At 46.0% G+C, this 17,819-nt stretch carries 16 protein-coding genes; 5 read left to right on the top strand and 11 right to left on the bottom strand.

The annotated features are described in order from the left end of the window. Positions 1 to 106 precede the first annotated feature (106 nt). The 11 genes from JAO78_RS13205 to JAO78_RS13155 all read right to left on the bottom strand — a co-directional run bounded on the left by JAO78_RS13205 (position 107) and on the right by JAO78_RS13155 (position 13,489). On the bottom strand, positions 107 to 2,464 hold the full coding sequence (locus tag JAO78_RS13205) for a flagellar hook-length control protein FliK (protein ID WP_226751830.1): 2,358 nt from the start codon (positions 2,462 to 2,464) through the stop codon (positions 107 to 109). A gap of 93 nt (positions 2,465 to 2,557) precedes the next feature. Continuing rightward, positions 2,558 to 3,013 carry a flagellar export protein FliJ gene (fliJ, locus tag JAO78_RS13200; RefSeq protein WP_226751829.1) on the bottom strand — a complete coding sequence of 152 codons (456 nt, stop codon included), beginning with the start codon at positions 3,011 to 3,013 and terminating at the stop codon, positions 2,558 to 2,560. After that, positions 3,013 to 4,356: a flagellar protein export ATPase FliI gene (gene fliI, locus JAO78_RS13195; RefSeq protein WP_226751828.1), complete on the bottom strand. Its 1,344-nt coding sequence runs from the start codon at positions 4,354 to 4,356 to the stop codon at positions 3,013 to 3,015. Before fliI ends, fliJ begins: the two co-directional genes overlap by 1 nt. Positions 4,357 to 4,406: 50 nt before the next feature. Then, complete coding sequence (gene fliH / locus JAO78_RS13190) at positions 4,407 to 5,210, bottom strand: flagellar assembly protein FliH (RefSeq protein ID WP_226751827.1); 804 nt, start codon at positions 5,208 to 5,210, stop codon at positions 4,407 to 4,409. A 13-nt stretch (positions 5,211 to 5,223) separates the two neighbouring features. Next, entirely contained in the window at positions 5,224 to 6,255 is a 1,032-nt protein-coding gene (gene fliG, locus JAO78_RS13185) for a flagellar motor switch protein FliG (protein ID WP_371930731.1), read from the bottom strand. After that, complete coding sequence (fliF, locus tag JAO78_RS13180) at positions 6,248 to 7,957, bottom strand: flagellar basal-body MS-ring/collar protein FliF (RefSeq protein ID WP_226751826.1); 1,710 nt, start codon at positions 7,955 to 7,957, stop codon at positions 6,248 to 6,250. Before fliF ends, fliG begins: the two co-directional genes overlap by 8 nt. A gap of 28 nt (positions 7,958 to 7,985) precedes the next feature. After that, positions 7,986 to 8,324 (bottom strand): flagellar hook-basal body complex protein FliE, encoded by a 339-nt coding sequence (fliE, locus tag JAO78_RS13175; RefSeq protein WP_226751825.1) that lies wholly within the window; start codon positions 8,322 to 8,324, stop codon positions 7,986 to 7,988. Positions 8,325 to 8,498: 174 nt separating this feature from the next. Further along, positions 8,499 to 9,857: a sigma-54-dependent transcriptional regulator gene (locus tag JAO78_RS13170; RefSeq protein WP_226751824.1), complete on the bottom strand. Its 1,359-nt coding sequence runs from the start codon at positions 9,855 to 9,857 to the stop codon at positions 8,499 to 8,501. A 4-nt stretch (positions 9,858 to 9,861) separates the two neighbouring features. Next, on the bottom strand, positions 9,862 to 10,977 hold the full coding sequence (locus tag JAO78_RS13165; RefSeq protein ID WP_226751823.1) for a sensor histidine kinase: 1,116 nt from the start codon (positions 10,975 to 10,977) through the stop codon (positions 9,862 to 9,864). 147 nt (positions 10,978 to 11,124) lie between these two features. After that, positions 11,125 to 12,588 (bottom strand): sigma-54 dependent transcriptional regulator, encoded by a 1,464-nt coding sequence (locus JAO78_RS13160; protein ID WP_226751822.1) that lies wholly within the window; start codon positions 12,586 to 12,588, stop codon positions 11,125 to 11,127. 127 nt (positions 12,589 to 12,715) lie between these two features. Next, entirely contained in the window at positions 12,716 to 13,489 is a 774-nt protein-coding gene (locus JAO78_RS13155; RefSeq protein WP_226751821.1) for a flagellin, read from the bottom strand. A 272-nt stretch (positions 13,490 to 13,761) separates the two neighbouring features. On the opposite strand from JAO78_RS13155, the gene pseB reads away from it, so the two are divergent. The 5 genes from pseB to JAO78_RS13130 are packed head-to-tail and all read left to right on the top strand — an operon-like array spanning position 13,762 to position 17,809. Next, the gene (gene pseB, locus JAO78_RS13150) at positions 13,762 to 14,763 is read left to right on the top strand and encodes a UDP-N-acetylglucosamine 4,6-dehydratase (inverting) (RefSeq protein ID WP_226751898.1); all 1,002 of its coding nucleotides are present in this window, start codon (positions 13,762 to 13,764) and stop codon (positions 14,761 to 14,763) included. Further along, positions 14,760 to 15,926: a UDP-4-amino-4,6-dideoxy-N-acetyl-beta-L-altrosamine transaminase gene (gene pseC, locus JAO78_RS13145; RefSeq protein ID WP_226751820.1), complete on the top strand. Its 1,167-nt coding sequence runs from the start codon at positions 14,760 to 14,762 to the stop codon at positions 15,924 to 15,926. Before pseB ends, pseC begins: the two co-directional genes overlap by 4 nt. Positions 15,927 to 15,964: 38 nt before the next feature. Then, entirely contained in the window at positions 15,965 to 16,678 is a 714-nt protein-coding gene (gene pseF / locus JAO78_RS13140; RefSeq protein WP_226751819.1) for a pseudaminic acid cytidylyltransferase, read from the top strand. Further along, positions 16,675 to 17,604, top strand: coding sequence for a class I SAM-dependent methyltransferase (locus JAO78_RS13135; RefSeq protein ID WP_226751818.1), 930 nt, complete (start codon positions 16,675 to 16,677; stop codon positions 17,602 to 17,604). The genes pseF and JAO78_RS13135 overlap by 4 nt, the downstream gene beginning before the upstream one ends. Next, positions 17,582 to 17,809 (top strand): hypothetical protein, encoded by a 228-nt coding sequence (locus JAO78_RS13130; protein ID WP_226751817.1) that lies wholly within the window; start codon positions 17,582 to 17,584, stop codon positions 17,807 to 17,809. Before JAO78_RS13135 ends, JAO78_RS13130 begins: the two co-directional genes overlap by 23 nt. The last annotated feature ends 10 nt before the right edge of the window (positions 17,810 to 17,819 follow it).

The raw sequence follows: 17,819 nt of genomic DNA, 5'->3' as shown, positions 1-17,819 counted from the left end.
TACTGGTATTATGCTCAACTGTCACGGCTGTTGTAAACGAAAAGCCGTGATAACTGTGAAATCGACTTACTTTCAGCCGCCAAACGGCTAAACCATCTCAGTCTGCTTAGGCATAGTAATCCACGATACGCTCACTATGTTGCACCTCGACACTGCGCTCTTGCACTGGGCCATCAATATCATCAAACAGCGCCGAACCTTGGCCCTGACCTTGCTGCGAGCCAGAATCAGCAGATTGCCGGTCTTGTCGCGATTGCTGTTGCACCTGACCTTCGCCTAATTGAATGCCCTGTTGTTGCAATAATTCACGTAATCTCGGCATTTGTTGTTCTAATAGCTCTTTAGCATGGGCTTGTTGCACTATAAACTGCACCGAAGCTTGTTCTTGCTGTAAATTAACGCGAATTTGCATTTGCCCCAATTCGGCGGGATCTAAACGAATATCCGCCACCTGAATATTTTGCCTTACCATAATTTGCACGCGTTCCCGTAACTGGCCGGCCGCATCTTGCTGTAATTGTAACTGCTGCATACTGGTGGGTAAGGTTGCTACAGGGGCTTTGCTTTGATGAGCGCGCGTTTGTTGTTCTAAAGCGCCAGCGAAACCCTCAGCACGCAGCATATTATTAGCTAATTCACTTGCTGTCGGTGAGCTGCTACTGGCGACTGGCACGTTATTCGCTTGCTGCGCCAAACTCACTTCTAGGTTTACCGCGGCAAACTGACGAGCATCTTGGCGTTGCTGGCCCGATTGCTCATGTTGTTGCTCGCTGTTGGTGGCATTTTTGGCCACATTCTCAAGGGTGTTTAACTTGGTGTTTGCGGCGGTCTCGACACTGGCTGTAGGCACTTTAGTCAGCTCGGCTGTCGGCGCAGTGACAATAATAGGCTCAGCTTGTTCTTCCGTCACAGTATTTAGCGAAACAGGTTGTATCGGCGCACTTTGCATAGCCGCGGTTGCTGCGCTCTGATCGCTTGAAGGTATCGCGGTAGAATTTACTGCTGAGACGCTCGTCTGCGGCGTCTCTACCTGACTGGTTTTGCTATTTAGGCTGTTACTGGCGGCCATTTGTGCCTCTAAATCGGCTAACGCCTGCTCCGCTTCAGCGGTCATAATATCGGCGTTACTATCATTTTGCTGAGCTGCAGCGGCCAGTGAACTGACGGGTTGACTCGCTATGGTGTTGACCGGGATGCTCTGACTAGCCATCTTATTTATAGCGCCGGTTTCAGATTGATTACTGACCACTGACTTAATAGCAACCGCTTGCTCTGGCAACATAATGCGCGAGTTTTCTAGCTCAAGGTCAACTGAGCTAAGCTCAGCGTTTTGTAAACTTTGTTCATTTTGTTGTTTTGCCGTTAACACTTTAACCGTTTGCTCATCCAGCACCGCTTTGGTCTCTGCCTTTACTGCTAAAGGCTCTAACGAGGCCAGCGCTGCGGCTTTATCGGCCGTTCTCTCTGGTGCAACATCACCTAAGTTTGAGTCATTAACCTCGGTCAGCGCCGCATCATCCGTTATCGGGATAATCGGCGTGAGGCGATCAGTCACTGGGCTGTCATTTAGCGTAAATTGTGAGGCACTGGTTTTTTGCTTTAAGGCTAACAATGCTGCAGCTTGCGCTTGCTCATCCTGCTGAGCTTGAGTAAGCGCTTTATCACTCACGGTAGTTGCTGCCGCTGAGGCATTACTCAATGCCGATTTCGCGCTATCATGACCAAGCGCTGTGGCCTTTTGCTCGTCGCTTGACGAGAGCTTAGCTAATACGGCTGCATTGGTGTCTATTACATCGGTTGCTGCTGCATTTGACGCTTGCTGTTCAGCAGTTAGTGCCTCTTTGGGTAGCATACTCGCGGCCAATTGTGCCGCAGTAAAAGTGTTTAATTCAACATCGCCAGCAGGCATGTCTAAACTAAAAAACTGCGCATCTACTTCGCTAAAAAGGCTATCTTCGGGTAAGGGTACAGGCCCGATAGTTTGAAAATCTGGTTTGGGTTGAATTTGAAAAAACTCAGCGGCCACCTGCGCTCGGTAACGCAACTGTGTACTGGTATCCGTAGATTGTTTAATTAACCCCAACCACTGCTCAGCAATATCTAAATCAGGGGCGAGTTCGCTTAATGCGTCAATGCTATCCAATAGCATGTGATCGGTTACCATTTTCGGCTCAGCAACAACTGCACGATTATCGGCTGTCGTTACAGCAGGCTTAGTAATGCTAGACTTTGTGGACTCGCTGCTTTCTACAGAAGTCGCTTGAGCTTTGTCAGCTTGACGCGAATTGGCGGCAACATTTTGCCCTGCAGTACTCTTTTGTTGCTTATCTTGCAGCAATTGTTGAAACACACCGGCTTGCTGCGTACTAGCCGGGTCATTAAATTGCCCAGGTGCAGCCTGCTCGCCAGAGGGTGTGCTGTCTAAGCCGTTAAACATTAGGGAAAACTGTAAGCCTTGAGTCATCTGTTACTCCGCCTGCATCTAAGCTGCTGTGTAAGCCTATTTATATGCAAATACCATACAAAAACCGCGCCACTTTTAACTGTTTGTAATGGTTTAGAACTGCTCTGTCTGTTTAGTACGTTGATAAAAACGTTGCGCCGCGTATTCATCGGCCAGTTTTTGTTGTTGTTTTTCTGCTAGTTGAAATTCTTTTTGTCGAGCTTGTTCAACCAAGATCTCTAAAGCTTTACGCTTGGTCTGCATTTTTAACCAGGTTTGCCGCCGCTGCTCTGCCGCGTTACGATTTTGCTGTACTACCCGACCTTGCTGAGTTAATGCCTGATCTAACTTACTGATAAAACTTACATACTGATTATATTGGCGACCACCGAGGCCGGCACTGCCTTGCTGCAAGCTTTGCTGAATATATTCAGTGCGATAATCGGCTAAGCCTTGATATTTTTGCTCAGCCTGCACAAACGCTTGCTGTGCTCGTACAAATTGCGCCTGCAAGGTTTCCTCACGCTCTTTTTGTACTTTAATTAACAACGTTAAACGTTCATTGGCCATTAGTTAGCTCGCTTCGGTTGGGGAGCCAACTGACTAAGCAGCGTCAGACACTCATCATATTGCACAATTTCTTTCATGCCTTGCTGTAAGAAGGTATTGATGCGCGGCAACATGTTGATGGCCAAATCTAACTGCGGATCACTGCCTCGAACATAAGCGCCTATGGCAATTAAATCTTTGCTTTGCTGATAACTGGCATATAACTGCTTAATACTGCGCGCCATCAATTGGTGTTGCTCGCTGGTTACCGCGGGCATGACTCGACTGATCGATTTTTCAATATCAATTGCCGGGAAGTGCCCGGCATCGGCAAGACTGCGCGACAGCACAATGTGGCCATCTAAAATCGCACGTGACGCATCGGCGATCGGATCTTGTAAATCATCACCCTCTGATAGCACGGTATAAAAAGCGGTTATTGAGCCTTGATTGCCCGAGCCATTACCTGCACGTTCAACCAGCGCCGGTAATTTGGCGAACACCGAGGGTGGATAGCCCTTCGTGGCGGGTGGCTCACCAACGGCCAGGGCAATTTCGCGCTGCGCTTGGGCATAACGCGTAATAGAGTCAATCAGCAGTAACACGTCTAGGCCTTGATCACGAAAATACTCGGCAACTTGCACCGCCGTTTCACAGCCTTTTAACCGCATTAACGGTGACACATCGGCCGGCGCGGCAACTACGACAGAGCGTTTCTTACCTTCTTCACCTAAAATTTCATCGATAAATTCCTTTACTTCGCGTCCCCGCTCACCTACTAAGCCCACCACAATGACATCCGCAGCCGTGCCGCGCGTCATCATGCCCAGCAGCACACTTTTACCAACGCCAGAGCCGGCAAATAAGCCCATACGCTGCCCCTTACCAACGGTTAAAATGGCGTTAATAGAGCGGATCCCGACATCTAGCGGCTGTTTAATTGGCCGCCGATGTAGCGGATTTATCGGTTTACCTTTACCTGTAGCATAGTGTGTTGCTGTAATTGGCCCTTTGCCATCCAGCGGTTGGCCTACACCATCAATTACCCGCCCCAGCAATGCCATGCTGAGCGGCACACCTTTGTGCTGCAACAGCGGCGTGACCCGAGCGCCCGGCACCACGCCGTCAATATCATCTTGCGGCATTAAAAACACGCGCTCTTGGGCAAAACCCACCACTTCCGCCATAATTTGGCCGCGAGCACTGTCGACTAAACAGGCTTGGCCAATAGCAGCGCTGCAGCCCACGGCTTCCAGCGTTAAGCCAACTACACGCACTAAGCGGCCAGAAACCATCGGCCGGCTCTGATGTATATACTGATGTTGCTGCTTAACACGGTTAAGCAAGCTGACAGGTTCAGTCATAAAACCCCTGTGTTGTGCTGCATAAGCAGCATTGTCAGATAAAAAGCGGTTTACTCTGGAGAGGACTGATGCAGGAAGTGTTCCAAGCTGCTTTGTAGACGTTGCGTCAAACTTCTGTCGACACTGGATTTTTCGGCTTCTACCAAGCAACCGCCTTGTTCTACCAATGGCTCAGCACGTAATTGCCATTGGCGTTGCTGTAAATCATCTGCAGAATAATGTTCGCGGATAATGGCTAAATCATCTGGATGCAGTTTAATCAGCAGTTGACCCGCTTGCATCGGTAAGGCCGCTGTGGCTTCTTGCAATGCTTGCAAAATCACCTGAGGATTGGTTTTGACTTCAACGCCGATCACTACTTTGGCCATTGCTAAAGCTAACTCGGTTAATGCCTGCTCAACTTGCTGATTTAAATCGGCCAGCGGTTGCTGTAATTGTTCGATTAACGCCGTTAGTTGCGCCAATTTTTCATCGATATCGGGCTGCGCCGCCGCTAGGCCTTGTTTTTTGCCTTCAGCCAAACCTTGCGTTAAGCCATCTTGTTGCCCTTGTTCACGGCCTTCGTTGTACCCCTTACTAAAGCCTTCGTCTTTACCCTCGGTAAAGCCTTCATCATAAGCAGATTGCCGCAGTTGCTCCATATCGGCCGCAGTTAGCGGTTTAAAGCTTTCTTCTTCCTCGGCTGGGTCAGAGGTCGTCGTTGGGCTTGGGCGTCGTAAATTCAGCGCATTAGTATGCCCTGGCAGCATTTCGGTATCTGCCGTCATATCGGGGGTATCCCAAGTTTGCAGCAAATCAGAAACCGCTTCGTCAGGCGAAAAAGGTTTTTTATATCGAAACGCATCTTTACTCATCTAGCCCTCGCGCTTAAACGAATTCTTCGCCACCGCCGCCGCCTAACATAATTTCACCGGCATCAGACAAGCGTCGTGCCACCGATAAAATCTCTTTTTGCGCGGTTTCAACTTCACTTACCCGAACTGGGCCCATCGCTTCTAGATCGTCTTGTAATAATTCAGCGGCGCGTTTCGACATGTTCTTCAAGATTTTCTCTTTCAGATTCTCATCGGTGCCTTTTAAGGCTCTCATTAATACATCTTGTTGTACTTCACGCAGAATGGCTTGGATACCACGATCATCAACGTCAATCAGGTTTTCAAACACAAACATCAGATCTTGAATTTGTTGCGCCATTTCTTCGTCATGCTCACGGATAGAATCCATCAGCTGACCTTCTAAGTTGGTATCTAGGTAGTTCAAGATATCGGCCGCTGCTTTTAAGCCGCCCATTTTCGCGGTTTGTGCACCTGCTTGACCGGCAAATTGTTTCTCCATAATCTCATTCAACTCTTGCAACGCAGCGGGTTGAACTTCTTCAAGGTTTGCAATGCGCATGGTTAAGTCCAATCGCACTTTTTCTGAAAACTGCGATAAAATTTCGGCCGATTGCTCTGGCTCTAAATAAGATAAAACGATAGTTTGAATTTGCGGGTGCTCGTTGCGAATAATATTGGCAACCTGCTTTGAATCCATCCATTTTAACGAGTCGAGGCCGCGGGCCCCTCCACCAAGAACAATTTGGTCAATCAGATTTGCCGCTTTCTCTTCACCTAACGCCGCCGTTAATGCTCGCTTGATAAACTCTTCGCTTTGGAAACCAATGGTGCTGAAATTCTGAATCTGTTCGATAAAGCGCCGATGTACCGCTGAAATCTTAGCTTGATTCAAATCAGTAGTTTGCGCCATCGCCATACCAACCCGCTGTACCTGCTTCGGCTCTAAATGCTTAAGAATTTGCGCGGCGTCTTCTTCTGACAAACTCAGTAATAAGATAGCGGCCTTTTCGACACCATCTAACTTATTGACATCAAAGATTTTAACTTCTTTTTTCTCATTCATCTTCAGATAACCAATTCTTAACTACCAATGAGGACAGCTCTGGTTCGTTTGCCACTAAGGCACGCACCGCTCTTAATAAATCTTCGTCACCATGTAAATCGGGTAACATCAGGGTGCCATCTGGGGCAAATCCGACTGACTTCTCATCAAATTGTGCCACAGCTATATCGTCATCATTACCCAGATCTAAACCATTTGTCATAGCTTGTTCATCATAAGTATCAACGGTTTCAGTTGGGTTCATGAGTTTTTTCAGCATTGGCAGCACAATAAAGAGTAGCAGCACAATGATAACCAAACCACCCATCACCAACTTAACGACTTGCAAGAACCAATCTTGTTCATAAATCGGCACATCAGATAATGCTTCGACTTGTTCACGAACGAAAGGCACCGAAATCACTTCAATAGTATCGCCGCGCTGAACATCAAAGCCAACGCCACCTTGTAATAAACGGCGAATATTCTCTAATTCTGCTTGCGCCATCGGAGTGGCGGGGCCAAGGGTGCCGTCGTCTTGAGGGACGCCTTGTTTATAATCGACCGCAACCGACACACTTAAGCGACGTATAACACCACTTTGCTGAGTGGTATGGCTAATTGTAGTATCAAGCTCAAAGTTACGAGTAGATTCACGACTATTGCGCCCCGGGATCACCGCTTGTGAACTGCCCCCAGTAGCTTGTTCAGGAATTGCCGAAGGCATAGGCGGTTGATTGGACAACGCGCCAGGAATACCGCCACTGCCGCCGCCAACGCTGTTTTCTTCAATCACCATTTCGCTGCGAATTGCCGGTAAATCTGGGTTATAGCGTTTTTGGGTTTGCTCAACAGCGGTAAAGTCCATCATTAAATCCACTTGCGCAGTATAATTTCCCATGCCCAATACCGGTAATAAGATGGAATCAACTTTCTGACGATACTCATCTTCACGACTACGTTGCATTTCTAATTCACGACGATTGCGGGCTGAACTGCCACTTTGAGAACCGCTATTTAGTAAACGGCCATTTTGATCGGTAACGGTGACACGACTTGGCTCTAAACTTTGTACGGCTGAGGCAACTAAATCGACAATCGCATCAACTTCACTATCGCGGATCACTCGGCCGCCACGTGCAGTGACTAAGACCGTGGCGGACGGTAAGGATTGTTGTCGAGCAAACACGTTTTCTTTAGGAATAGCCAGTAGTACCCGAGCTCTGGCAATACTTTGAAGCTCTTCAATAGTTCTCGCTAGCTGTTGCTCACGGCTGTGTTTTAGCCGTTCCATTTCTAAACGTTGACTCACCCCAAAACCGCTGTCTTGTAACAAAAACTCGGTACCCAATGACGGTTCTTGGTTTAAACCTGCACGAGACAAACCTAAGCGCACATCTTGTAAAGAATCTTCAGGCACTAAAATAACGTTACCTTCTAATTTGTATTTCACTTTTTGCGCGTCTAAATGATCGAGCGTTTGGATAAGCTCCTGCGTGTTGTAAGTGCCTAGTGGCCGCATTTCAGGGGTTTTAGCCCACAGGATAATCAAGATGGCGATGCCCAAACAAATAGTTAACGCCACGATCAACGTCACCTGTCTTAGCAAATCACCACTTCCACCCAGGGAACTTAAAAAGCCCGCCTTGTTTTGCGCTTGATTGTCATTACTAAAATCGGTGTTGGTTAACGCCAGTTCTGTCGATTGATTATCTGCCACCATACTTCTCCTGCTTGCGCTGTCTGTCTAATTAGACCGGCATCGACATAATTTCTTTATAGGCTTCGACCACTTTATTACGAACTTGCACGGTCGCTTCGAAAGCCAAAGAGGATTTTTGTGATGCAATCATGGCTTGCGCCAATGACACCTTTGGATCGCCCAATTCAACGGCATTTCGCATTGCACCAGCTTGTTGCTGTATTTCATTAACACTGCCTAGCGCGTTTTTAAACAAGGTAGAAAAATCTGACTGGCTGCTGTTTGTCGGCTGCACCGCCATGCTTGGATCGGCTTCGAAGGGCAAAGCACGTGCTTGGGTTGCCATGCTTTGCATTTGGGCATATAACGCCTGACCTTTAATTTCCATAATGCTGCCTGTCAAAATTTTGTTATTTACGAGGATATAACAGACTAAGCAGAAGTTGTGCCAACTCGCCAAACACAGTGAAAACAGGGGTTATAACAAGATAGCCTTACGCAGCATCGGCATTCGTTGCCAAGCAGCGTAAGGCTTTGTAGTGAAATGACGTATGAGGCTAGCTTAAGCCGGAATATCAATACCTGACTCGCGCATCCGCGCTAATTTGTAACGCAAGGTGCGATCACTGATACCGAGTTTTTCGGCCACGTCTTTGCGTTTAAAAGCACAAGCCTGTAGCGTGGCGAGAATAAGCTTATGCTCTTGCTCATGAATTTCAGTTTTAAAATCAGTGGTATCTGCCATAGTCGCACTAAGACCTTGCACGCGTGGCACGGCACTTTGCCCCAGTGAACCCGGCACTTCTAATAAAATATCAGCCGCCGCAATCTCAATTCCGCCTTGTAAAATTAAAGCACGTTGGATCACATTATCGAGCTCGCGCACATTCCCTGGCCAGCTGTGCTGGGTTAAACGCTGCTTAGCCGCTTTACTCAACTGGCAGGTTGGCCGTTGTTGTTTATGGCAATGCCGGCGCAATAAATGCTCCGCCAATGGCACAATATCTTCCGGGCGCTGGGCTAATGCAGGCCAACTTAACGGAAAGACATTTAAACGATAATACAAATCTTCACGAAACAGGCCATCGGCTACCGCTTGAGCAAGCTCTCGATTACTGGTAGCTAAAATGCGTACATCCAACTTAATAGTCTTACGACTGCCCAACCGCTCTACTTCGCGCTCTTGTAGCACTCGTAAGAGTTTAACCTGCAAATTCATCGGCATTTCAGTAATTTCATCCAGCAGGATGGTACCGCCTTGTGCTTGTTCAAATTTACCCGGACACGCCGCCACCGCGCCGGTAAATGCACCCTTTTCGTAACCAAATAGGGTAGATTCCAACATATTTTCGGGGATCGCTGCGCAGTTAATGGCGATAAAAGGCTCAGCTGCACGGGCTGATTGTTGATGAATATACCGTGCCAGCACTTCTTTTCCCGAGCCACTGGGGCCTAAGATCATCACACTGGCTTCAGAATGCGCCACCCGCTCGGCCAATTGTAACAAGGCTTTGCTCTGCTCGGCCGCGGCAATCGGCGTAAAGCTGTCTGTTGGCTCAGCGACCACATAACGCGCTACCGTACTGACCAGCACCTCAGGTGAAAACGGTTTCGATAAATAATCAATCGCCCCTAAACGAATCGCCTCAACCGCATCTTGCACAGTGGCATAGGCCGTCATCATCAGTACGGGTAATTGCGGAAATTGTTCGCGTAAGGTTTTTAACAAGGTTAAACCGGATACCGAGCCCATTTGCACGTCACTGATCACCAGCTGCACACTTTGTTTTTTTAATAGCAGCAAGGCTTCTTCGGCACTGGCGGCACTGAGCACCTGATAGTTGGCCAAACTCAGTGTATCGATTAAGGCTTCACGTAAACCGGCATCATCTTCCACAATTAATATTTTCAGATCTGACATGGCATTACTCCTTAGTCTTAGCAGCTGAGGCACTATGATGAATAGGTAAGCTGATCTCAAAACAGGCGCCACTTAACGCGCCCTCTGGCCTTGCTGCTAAATCAACATAATGAATACTACCCTGATGGCTATGCACCACCGCTTGCACCACCGCTAAACCTAAACCACTGCCACCGGCTTTATTGCTATAAAACGGCTCAAACATCTGCGCTTGCACGGCTGGGGGAATACCCGGGCCATTATCACTAAATTGCCAAGTTAACTGCCCTGCCTTGCCGATTTGCTGCGCTAAGCACAATTGCGCGTTATCGCCTGCGGCTTGTAAGCTGTTATGCAATAAGTTTAATAAGGCTTCTACCAAGCTGTTTTTATTGCCTAGTAAGGATAATTGCGGTGATGTTAAACTGATCTTAAGAGTGGCATGATGATGGCTAAGCAAAGCTTCACTGCGCAATTCCAGCTCGTCCATCAATTTCTGTAATGTTATGCTAGCCACGGCTTGTGCCGTACCTGAGCGCGCAAATAACAGCATATCGTTCACCTGCTGCTCTAAATCGTGCAAGCGCGCCAGTAACTTATCTTGGAATTGTTCACGTGATTGATTAGGCAGTTTTGGGCTACGTAAATTCTCTGCATACAGCATGGCAGAAGATAAAGGGGTGCGAATTTGATGCGCGAGCGTCGCCATCATTTTACCCAGTGTGGATAAACGCTGCAGATGACTTAAACGATTTTGCAGCTCACGCGTTTCGGTGAGATCGGTCAACACAATAAGCTGCCCAGAGTCTGGCGTTAAAGCACTGATTTGCAGTTTTACGCGCCGGCCATCCGTTAATGACACTTCTAGGCCATCATCACTGCGAGGTCGAAAGCAGCGGTTAATCACATTAAGCCATGATTCACCGAGCAAAGGCTCGCCAAGCATCTCTACCGCGACATGATTCACTTCAATCACGCGCCCCCAACCATCAAGCAACACCACGCCAGAGGGTAAGCATTGCAGAATGTGTTTTAACCGCTGCTCTTGCGAGCGCGCACTGCTTTTTGCTGGCGCGATCAAAGGATGCACAGTCGCACTTGATACTTCATTCAAGTGGCTGGTTGCGGTTAATACTGACATAGAGTGGCTCCTGCTGCTAAGGGCCAACGGCGAAGCAGTTGGCGGATCTTAACAGGAGCAATGCAGAGAATGTGCCATGATTAAATCATTGAGTTTAAACAGCTTTATGCGTCAACAATCTGACAGCAGGCTCAAAGTGCTACAGAGTTACTCTTCTTTACCTAGATTATATTTACGCATTTTTTCAACCAAGGTGGTGCGGCGCAAACCTAAAATATCGGCTGCCCGTGCCACTACAAAATCGTGGCGCTCTAGTGCTTGGGAAATAAAACGAATTTCTAATTCAGCGAGAAACTCTTTTAAATCTAAGCCTTCTTCCGGCAAGGTATCTTGAGTGATAACAGAGGTAAATGTCGCAACTGTCTCAAAACCGGCGGCCTCCTCACTGTCGCTGCTGTCATCGCTTTGAAATAACGCATTTAACAGATCACGCTCTTGTAACGCTTCTGGATACACCGGCTGATAAGATTCAACATCTAGGTGCTGATATTTTTTCGGTAGCTCAGCCACATCGACGATCTGATCCGGATACATAATCACCATACGTTCGAGCAAATTAGCCAACTCGCGCACATTACCTGGCCAACTGTGTAACTTCAAACTGTCGAGTGCGCGTTCAGTAAACTTCACTTTTGCTTGATGTGCGGCATATTGGCGGTTAAGTAATTCAGTAATTAAAATCGGTAAATCGTCTGCACGATCGCACAGCGCAGGCGTATCGATAGGAAACACATTTAAACGGTAATATAAATCTTCCCGAAAACCGCCGTCTGTGATCATCACTTCTAAATCGCGATGGGTTGCCGCAATAATTCTCACATCGGCTTTCAGGGTTTGGCTGCCACCTACGCGCTCAAAAATCCGCTCTTGCAACACCCGCAGCAATTTCACTTGCATGGGCTGTGGCATATCACCAATTTCATCTAAAAATAAGGTGCCGCCTTGTGCTAACTCAAAACGGCCTTTGCGGGTAGAAATAGCCCCAGTAAAGGCGCCTTTTTCATGACCAAATAACTCACTTTCTAACAATTCAGCCGGAATTGCCCCGCAATTAATTGGCACAAAAGGCCCATTGGCGCGGTTCGATAATAAATGAATATTCCGAGCGACCACTTCTTTACCGGTACCTGAAGGCCCTAATACCAGCACATTCGCTTCAGTTTTGGCTACTTGCTGGATCAAAAAACGAATTTTTTGCATGGCCGGTGTTTGCCCGACCATGCCATCGAAGCGCACTTGATTATCTTGCTGTTTGTGGGTGGGTAATAAGCGATGGTACTGCTGCGCATCGCGCAAAAGCTGCGTTAAGCTATTATAGGAAAAAGGCTCACTTAACACGCCAATCACGTTGGCCTGCTCTAATAAATAACTTTGGCTGTCACCTATAACTAAAAACGCACTTGCCGGAAATTGCCGAATAATCGCACTGGCATCTAATTGATCGGTCGCCCCTAACACAACCACCGAAGCCGGATGATGTTGTAGGGTATTGGCTAAATCATCAGGGCTAACAAGCTGATGAGCTTCACCAATAAAACTGCAGACGGTAGACAAACGCTCACAGCGATTTAGTTGTAAATCAACCAGATAAAGATGAGGGTTATCAGACATAAGCGCACAGTTTATAAGTATAATTGACTTTATTGTACAAGCTGTGTGCAGCCTTGCAAGGTAAAACGCTAATTTTTTGACAGGGCGTCAAAAAATTAGCGTTTAGTAAAATGAAGCATCATCCTGTTTAACTTAACAGCGACAGCGCCTGCTCTGAACTCACGCGCGCTTGCATGGCCACATTCACCGAGCTTTGCAATAAAATATTATTCGCCGCCCGCTCACTGCTAGCTTTGGCATAATCAAGATCAGCAATACGTGAACGCGCTTCAGAGGTGGCAACTTGCTGACCTGATACCGCACGAGAAGCACTATCAAAGGCATTAATGCTAGCCCCGACCTCAGTTTGCAACGCATTTAACTGCTCTGCCACAGCGCGCACGGTTGTCAGCGTTTGTGGCTGAGTTAAATCAATACTGAACAAGTTTTGACTGTTCAGCGCTGCGCCTAAGTCTTGGGTTTGTAATTGTAGATTGCTATTGCCAGCATTAAAGCTAAGCGCCGTATCCTCAAAAAGTTTCTTACCGGCAAACTCCGTGGTTAAACCTTGTTGGATATTAGCCAAATAACCGTTCGCTTCGCTTTGCAGCGCTTGTTTGTCAGCATCGCTGTAAATGCCATTACCGGCTGCAATTGCCAACCGCTCAATTTCATTCACGTTATCGCTAACTCCTTGCACCGCTTGCTCATAAACCCGCGCAAAAGCAACACCATCGGCAATATTTCGCTGCCCTTGCTGCTGACCGTTTATCGCGCTGTTCAACCGATTACTGATTTGCAACCCCGCCGCATCATCGGCAGCGCTGGTAATACGCTTACCACTGGCTTCTTGCTGGGCTAATTTCTGTTGTTGCTGTAACACATTATTTAAGATGTTATTGCTTGGCGTTGTAATTTTCATCAGCATGCCTCGTTATCAAATCTTAATTAAGTTTAGCCCTAAAGTGGTGTTAACTCAAATGAGTGACACTGTCAAAATACTTGCAGAAACATCTTAAGGCCCTACTTAAAATACAACTGCAGCGATTAACTTGCATCTGCTCAGAAACGGGTTAAACTAATTTAACTGACCTGCTGTTTTTACAAGACTTTTTATATTTTTGCTTTAGAGTAATTACAAATGGCATGTCTTATGCTTTACCGTAAATAACGAGAAAAATGGGTGGGCAGACAATGTTTGATGGTAAAACGATCCTAATCACTGGCGGTACCGGCTCTTTCGGGCATAAATATACCCAAACGCTTATTGACCGCTTTAAACCAAAAAAAATCATCATTTATTCACGCGATGAACTGAAACAATATGAGATGCAGCAAAGATTTAACCAAAGCTGCATGCGTTATTTTATTGGTGATGTCAGGGATGGTGACCGTTTAGTTAGAGCGATGCATGGTGTTGATTACGTTATACATGCCGCTGCACTGAAGCAAGTTCCCGCAGCAGAATATAACCCTACTGAATGTATCAGAACTAATATCAATGGTGCAGAAAATGTGATTAATGCCGCAATCGACTGTAATGTTGAAAAAGTCATTGCCCTCTCCACTGATAAAGCCGCTAACCCAGTTAATTTATATGGTGCCACCAAACTCGCTTCTGACAAATTATTCGTCGCCGCAAATAATATGGTGGGAGGAAGTCGCCCCCGTTTCTCTGTTGTGCGCTACGGTAATGTTGTAGGTTCTCGTGGTTCAGTTGTTCCTTTCTTTCAACAACTGATTGATAACGGCAGCGACCATCTGCCGGTTACCCATCAAGATATGACACGCTTTTGGATTAGTTTGCAGCAAGGCGTAGATTTTGTATTGAAGAACTTTGAACGGATGCTGGGCGGTGAGATCTTCGTACCCAAAATACCCTCTATCCGCATTACTGATTTAGCCAAAGCTATGGCCCCTGATTTACCCATTAAAATTGTCGGCATTCGCCCTGGTGAAAAGTTACATGAAATGATGTGTCCGGGTGACATGTCCTATCATACTTACGAGTTTTCAGACCATTTTGTGATTGCGCCTGCAATTAAGTTTTTTAATCGCAGTAATGACTTTACTTCTAACGGGCTTAACGAACAAGGCCAACCCGTTGAAGATGGCTTTGAGTATGTTTCTGACACTAACCCAGATTTTTTATCCGTTGCCCAAATTGCACAATTTAATTTGGAAGCGGCTCTATGATCCCTTATGGTAAGCAACAACTCGATGCCGAAGATATCGCGGCAGTCACAACAGTATTACACTCAACCTGGCTAACTCAAGGGCCACAAGTTCCCGCTTTTGAGCAAGCTATCAGTGAATATTGTGGGGCGAATCACGCAGTAGCCGTAAACAGCGCTACTTCAGCTTTGCATATTGCTTGTTTAGCTCTTGGCGTTGGACCTGGTGATCGTGTCTGGACTTCCCCCATTTCCTTTGTCGCCTCGGCAAATTGTGCATTGTATTGTGGTGCAACCGTCGACTTTGTCGATATCGACCCTAATACCGCCAACATGAGCATTCACGCGTTAGAAGAAAAGCTTGTTGAAGCGAATAAAAGCAACATGCTACCCAAACTGGTGATCCCGGTGCATTTTGCAGGTCAATCCTGTGAAATGGAAAAAATCGCAATATTGGCTTCGAAATACGGTTTTAAGGTTATCGAAGATGCATCGCATGCTATTGGCGCTCAATATCAAGATAGACCAGTGGGCAGTTGTCAGTATTCTGACATCTGTATTTTTAGTTTTCACCCGGTAAAAATTATTACTTCTGGTGAAGGTGGCATGGCGTTAACGAATCAGAGCGATTTAGCGCGTAAAATGCAAATGTTGCGCAGTCATGGGATTACTTCAGAAAGTGAAGAGTTCACGGAAGAAAGTCACGGCCCCTGGTATTATCAACAACTGCTGTTAGGGTTTAACTATCGGATGACCGATATCCAAGCCGCTTTAGGTCTAAGCCAATTTAAAAAATTAACGCAATTTATCACTGCACGTAACACATTAGCTTTGCAATATAATCAACTACTGCATGCACACCCAAGTATTATCCCTTTGCAAGTGCAGGCTGCTTGTTATAGCAGTTATCATCTGTATATCGTTAAACTATCAGGAATAACTCCCGATAAACATAAAGCCTGTGTGGAACATTTACGCAAGAAAGGTATTGTCGGCCATGTGCACTATATTCCGATTTATCTCCAGCCGTTTTATAAAAAGATGGGCTTTCAAAGAGGTTATTGCGAACAAGCCGAACACTATTATCAACAAGCGATTACCTTGCCATTGTTTCCCGAATTAACAACTGAGCAGCAGTTTTACATAATACAAGAGCTTATTTATGCATCAACGCAGATTGCATAAATAATTATGATCCTATTTGTTTAGATATGGAAAGCCATATGAATATCGCTATTATCCCCGCACGCGGAGGCAGTAAACGCATACCACGAAAAAATATTAAACATTTTTGTGGTAAGCCTATGATAGCGTGGTCTATTGAAGCAGCGAAGAGCTCGGGTGTTTTCCAACATATTATCGTTTCCACCGATGATGCCGAAATTGCCGCTATAGCAAAACAGTATGGTGCAGAAGTTCCCTTTGTTAGACCTGACACCTTAGCTGATGATTTTACGGGTACTGGCGCTGTTGTTAAACATGCAACAGAATGGGTAGCACAGCACTTAGGGCATCCTACCTATATTTGCACTTTATATGCCACCGCCCCCTTTGTACAGGCAGCCGATTTAGCCAAAAGTTTGCAACTACTAAAGCGAAGTAGCAAACAAATTATTTTTAGTGTCACTTCATATGCATTTCCCATTCAGCGCGCTATTAAAATTCTTGCTGATGACTCTGTTACCATGTTTCAGCCTGAGTATTATTCGAGTCGTTCTCAAGATCTAGAACCGGCATTTCATGATGCTGGTCAGTTTTATTGGTCAAGTTTTACTGCAGTACAAGAGCAAATATCTGCTTTTTCATCAGACGCTTTAGCCTATAAACTGCCCAGAATGCAAGTGCAGGATATCGATACAGAAGAAGATTGGGATAGAGCCGAATGGCTTTTTAAAGCACTAAAAAGGGATGCCGCCTCGGGAGGAAGACTGCTATGACTTCCGAACCAAAAATCATACATTGGAAAAGCCATCACGGTACCCTCGTTTGTAACCATAACGGTTTTGATCTTATTGATTGCAGCAACTGTGGTTTCAAGCATGTGGTGCCGTTACCTTCACCTGAAGAGTTAATCGATGTTTACCAACATGATTATTACGATCAGGAAAAACCACTTTATCTAAGTCGATATCAACAAGACCTTCCATGGTGGAATCTTGTTTATGAACAACGCTATCGGATCTTGTCTCAACATTTGTCTTCTTCACAGCGAACGATATTAGATATTGGTTCAGGGCCTGGATATTTTTTATTAAAAGGCAAAGAGCTTAATTGGCAAGTCTTTGGTATTGAACCGTCTGTTCAAGCAGCAACTTTTAGCAAACAACTTGGATTAGACGTTTTCAATGGCTTCTTTTCACCTGCTACGGCAGATACTTTTGGCAAAGTTGATGCAATCAACATGAGTTTAGTGCTCGAGCACATCCCCGATCCCGCCGCATTTTTGACCTTAGTTCATCAACAACTGAACAAAGATGGCCTGCTTTGCATCATCGTACCCAATGACTTTAACCCTTTTCAAACACTTTTAAACCAGCATTTGGACTATGCCAAATGGTGGGTAGCACCACCACATCATTTAAATTATTTTAATTTTACATCATTAAGCAGGTTATTAAATCACTGTGGTTTTGAAGTTGTCCATCAAGAAGCAACCTTTCCAATCGATCTATTCTTAACAATGGGTGATAACTACATTGGTCATGATGATGTTGGCCGCGCTTGTCACACCAAACGCATGACTTTTGAAAAAAATATGTTAGAAAATGGACAGCACGAATTACTTTCGGAGTTATATTCCGCGTTGTCAAAACTTGGTATTGGTAGAGAGGTTGTTGTGTATGCAAAAAAAAGTAACGCCTGAAATCACTAAGCAAACCCGGTTTTTACCTGATGCTTTACTCTATCAACCTAATTATTCACCCTGGCTAGCCGAGGACAGTGATTTTTCACGTTTGAAACAACAAATCGAGTCTTTTACTCTAGTTTCATCAGATCGCCTTTGGACTCTGCATTCTCTGGCGCAACAGGCCAAGCAATCGTTATTAAACTACCTGAAGTCTAATTAAGGAATTTGGC

Origin of the sequence: Alishewanella maricola (assembly GCF_016343785.1) — a bacterium.
In the GTDB taxonomy this organism is placed as follows: domain Bacteria; phylum Pseudomonadota; class Gammaproteobacteria; order Enterobacterales; family Alteromonadaceae; genus Alishewanella; species Alishewanella maricola.
This window is presented reverse-complemented; position numbering and strand designations above follow the sequence as displayed.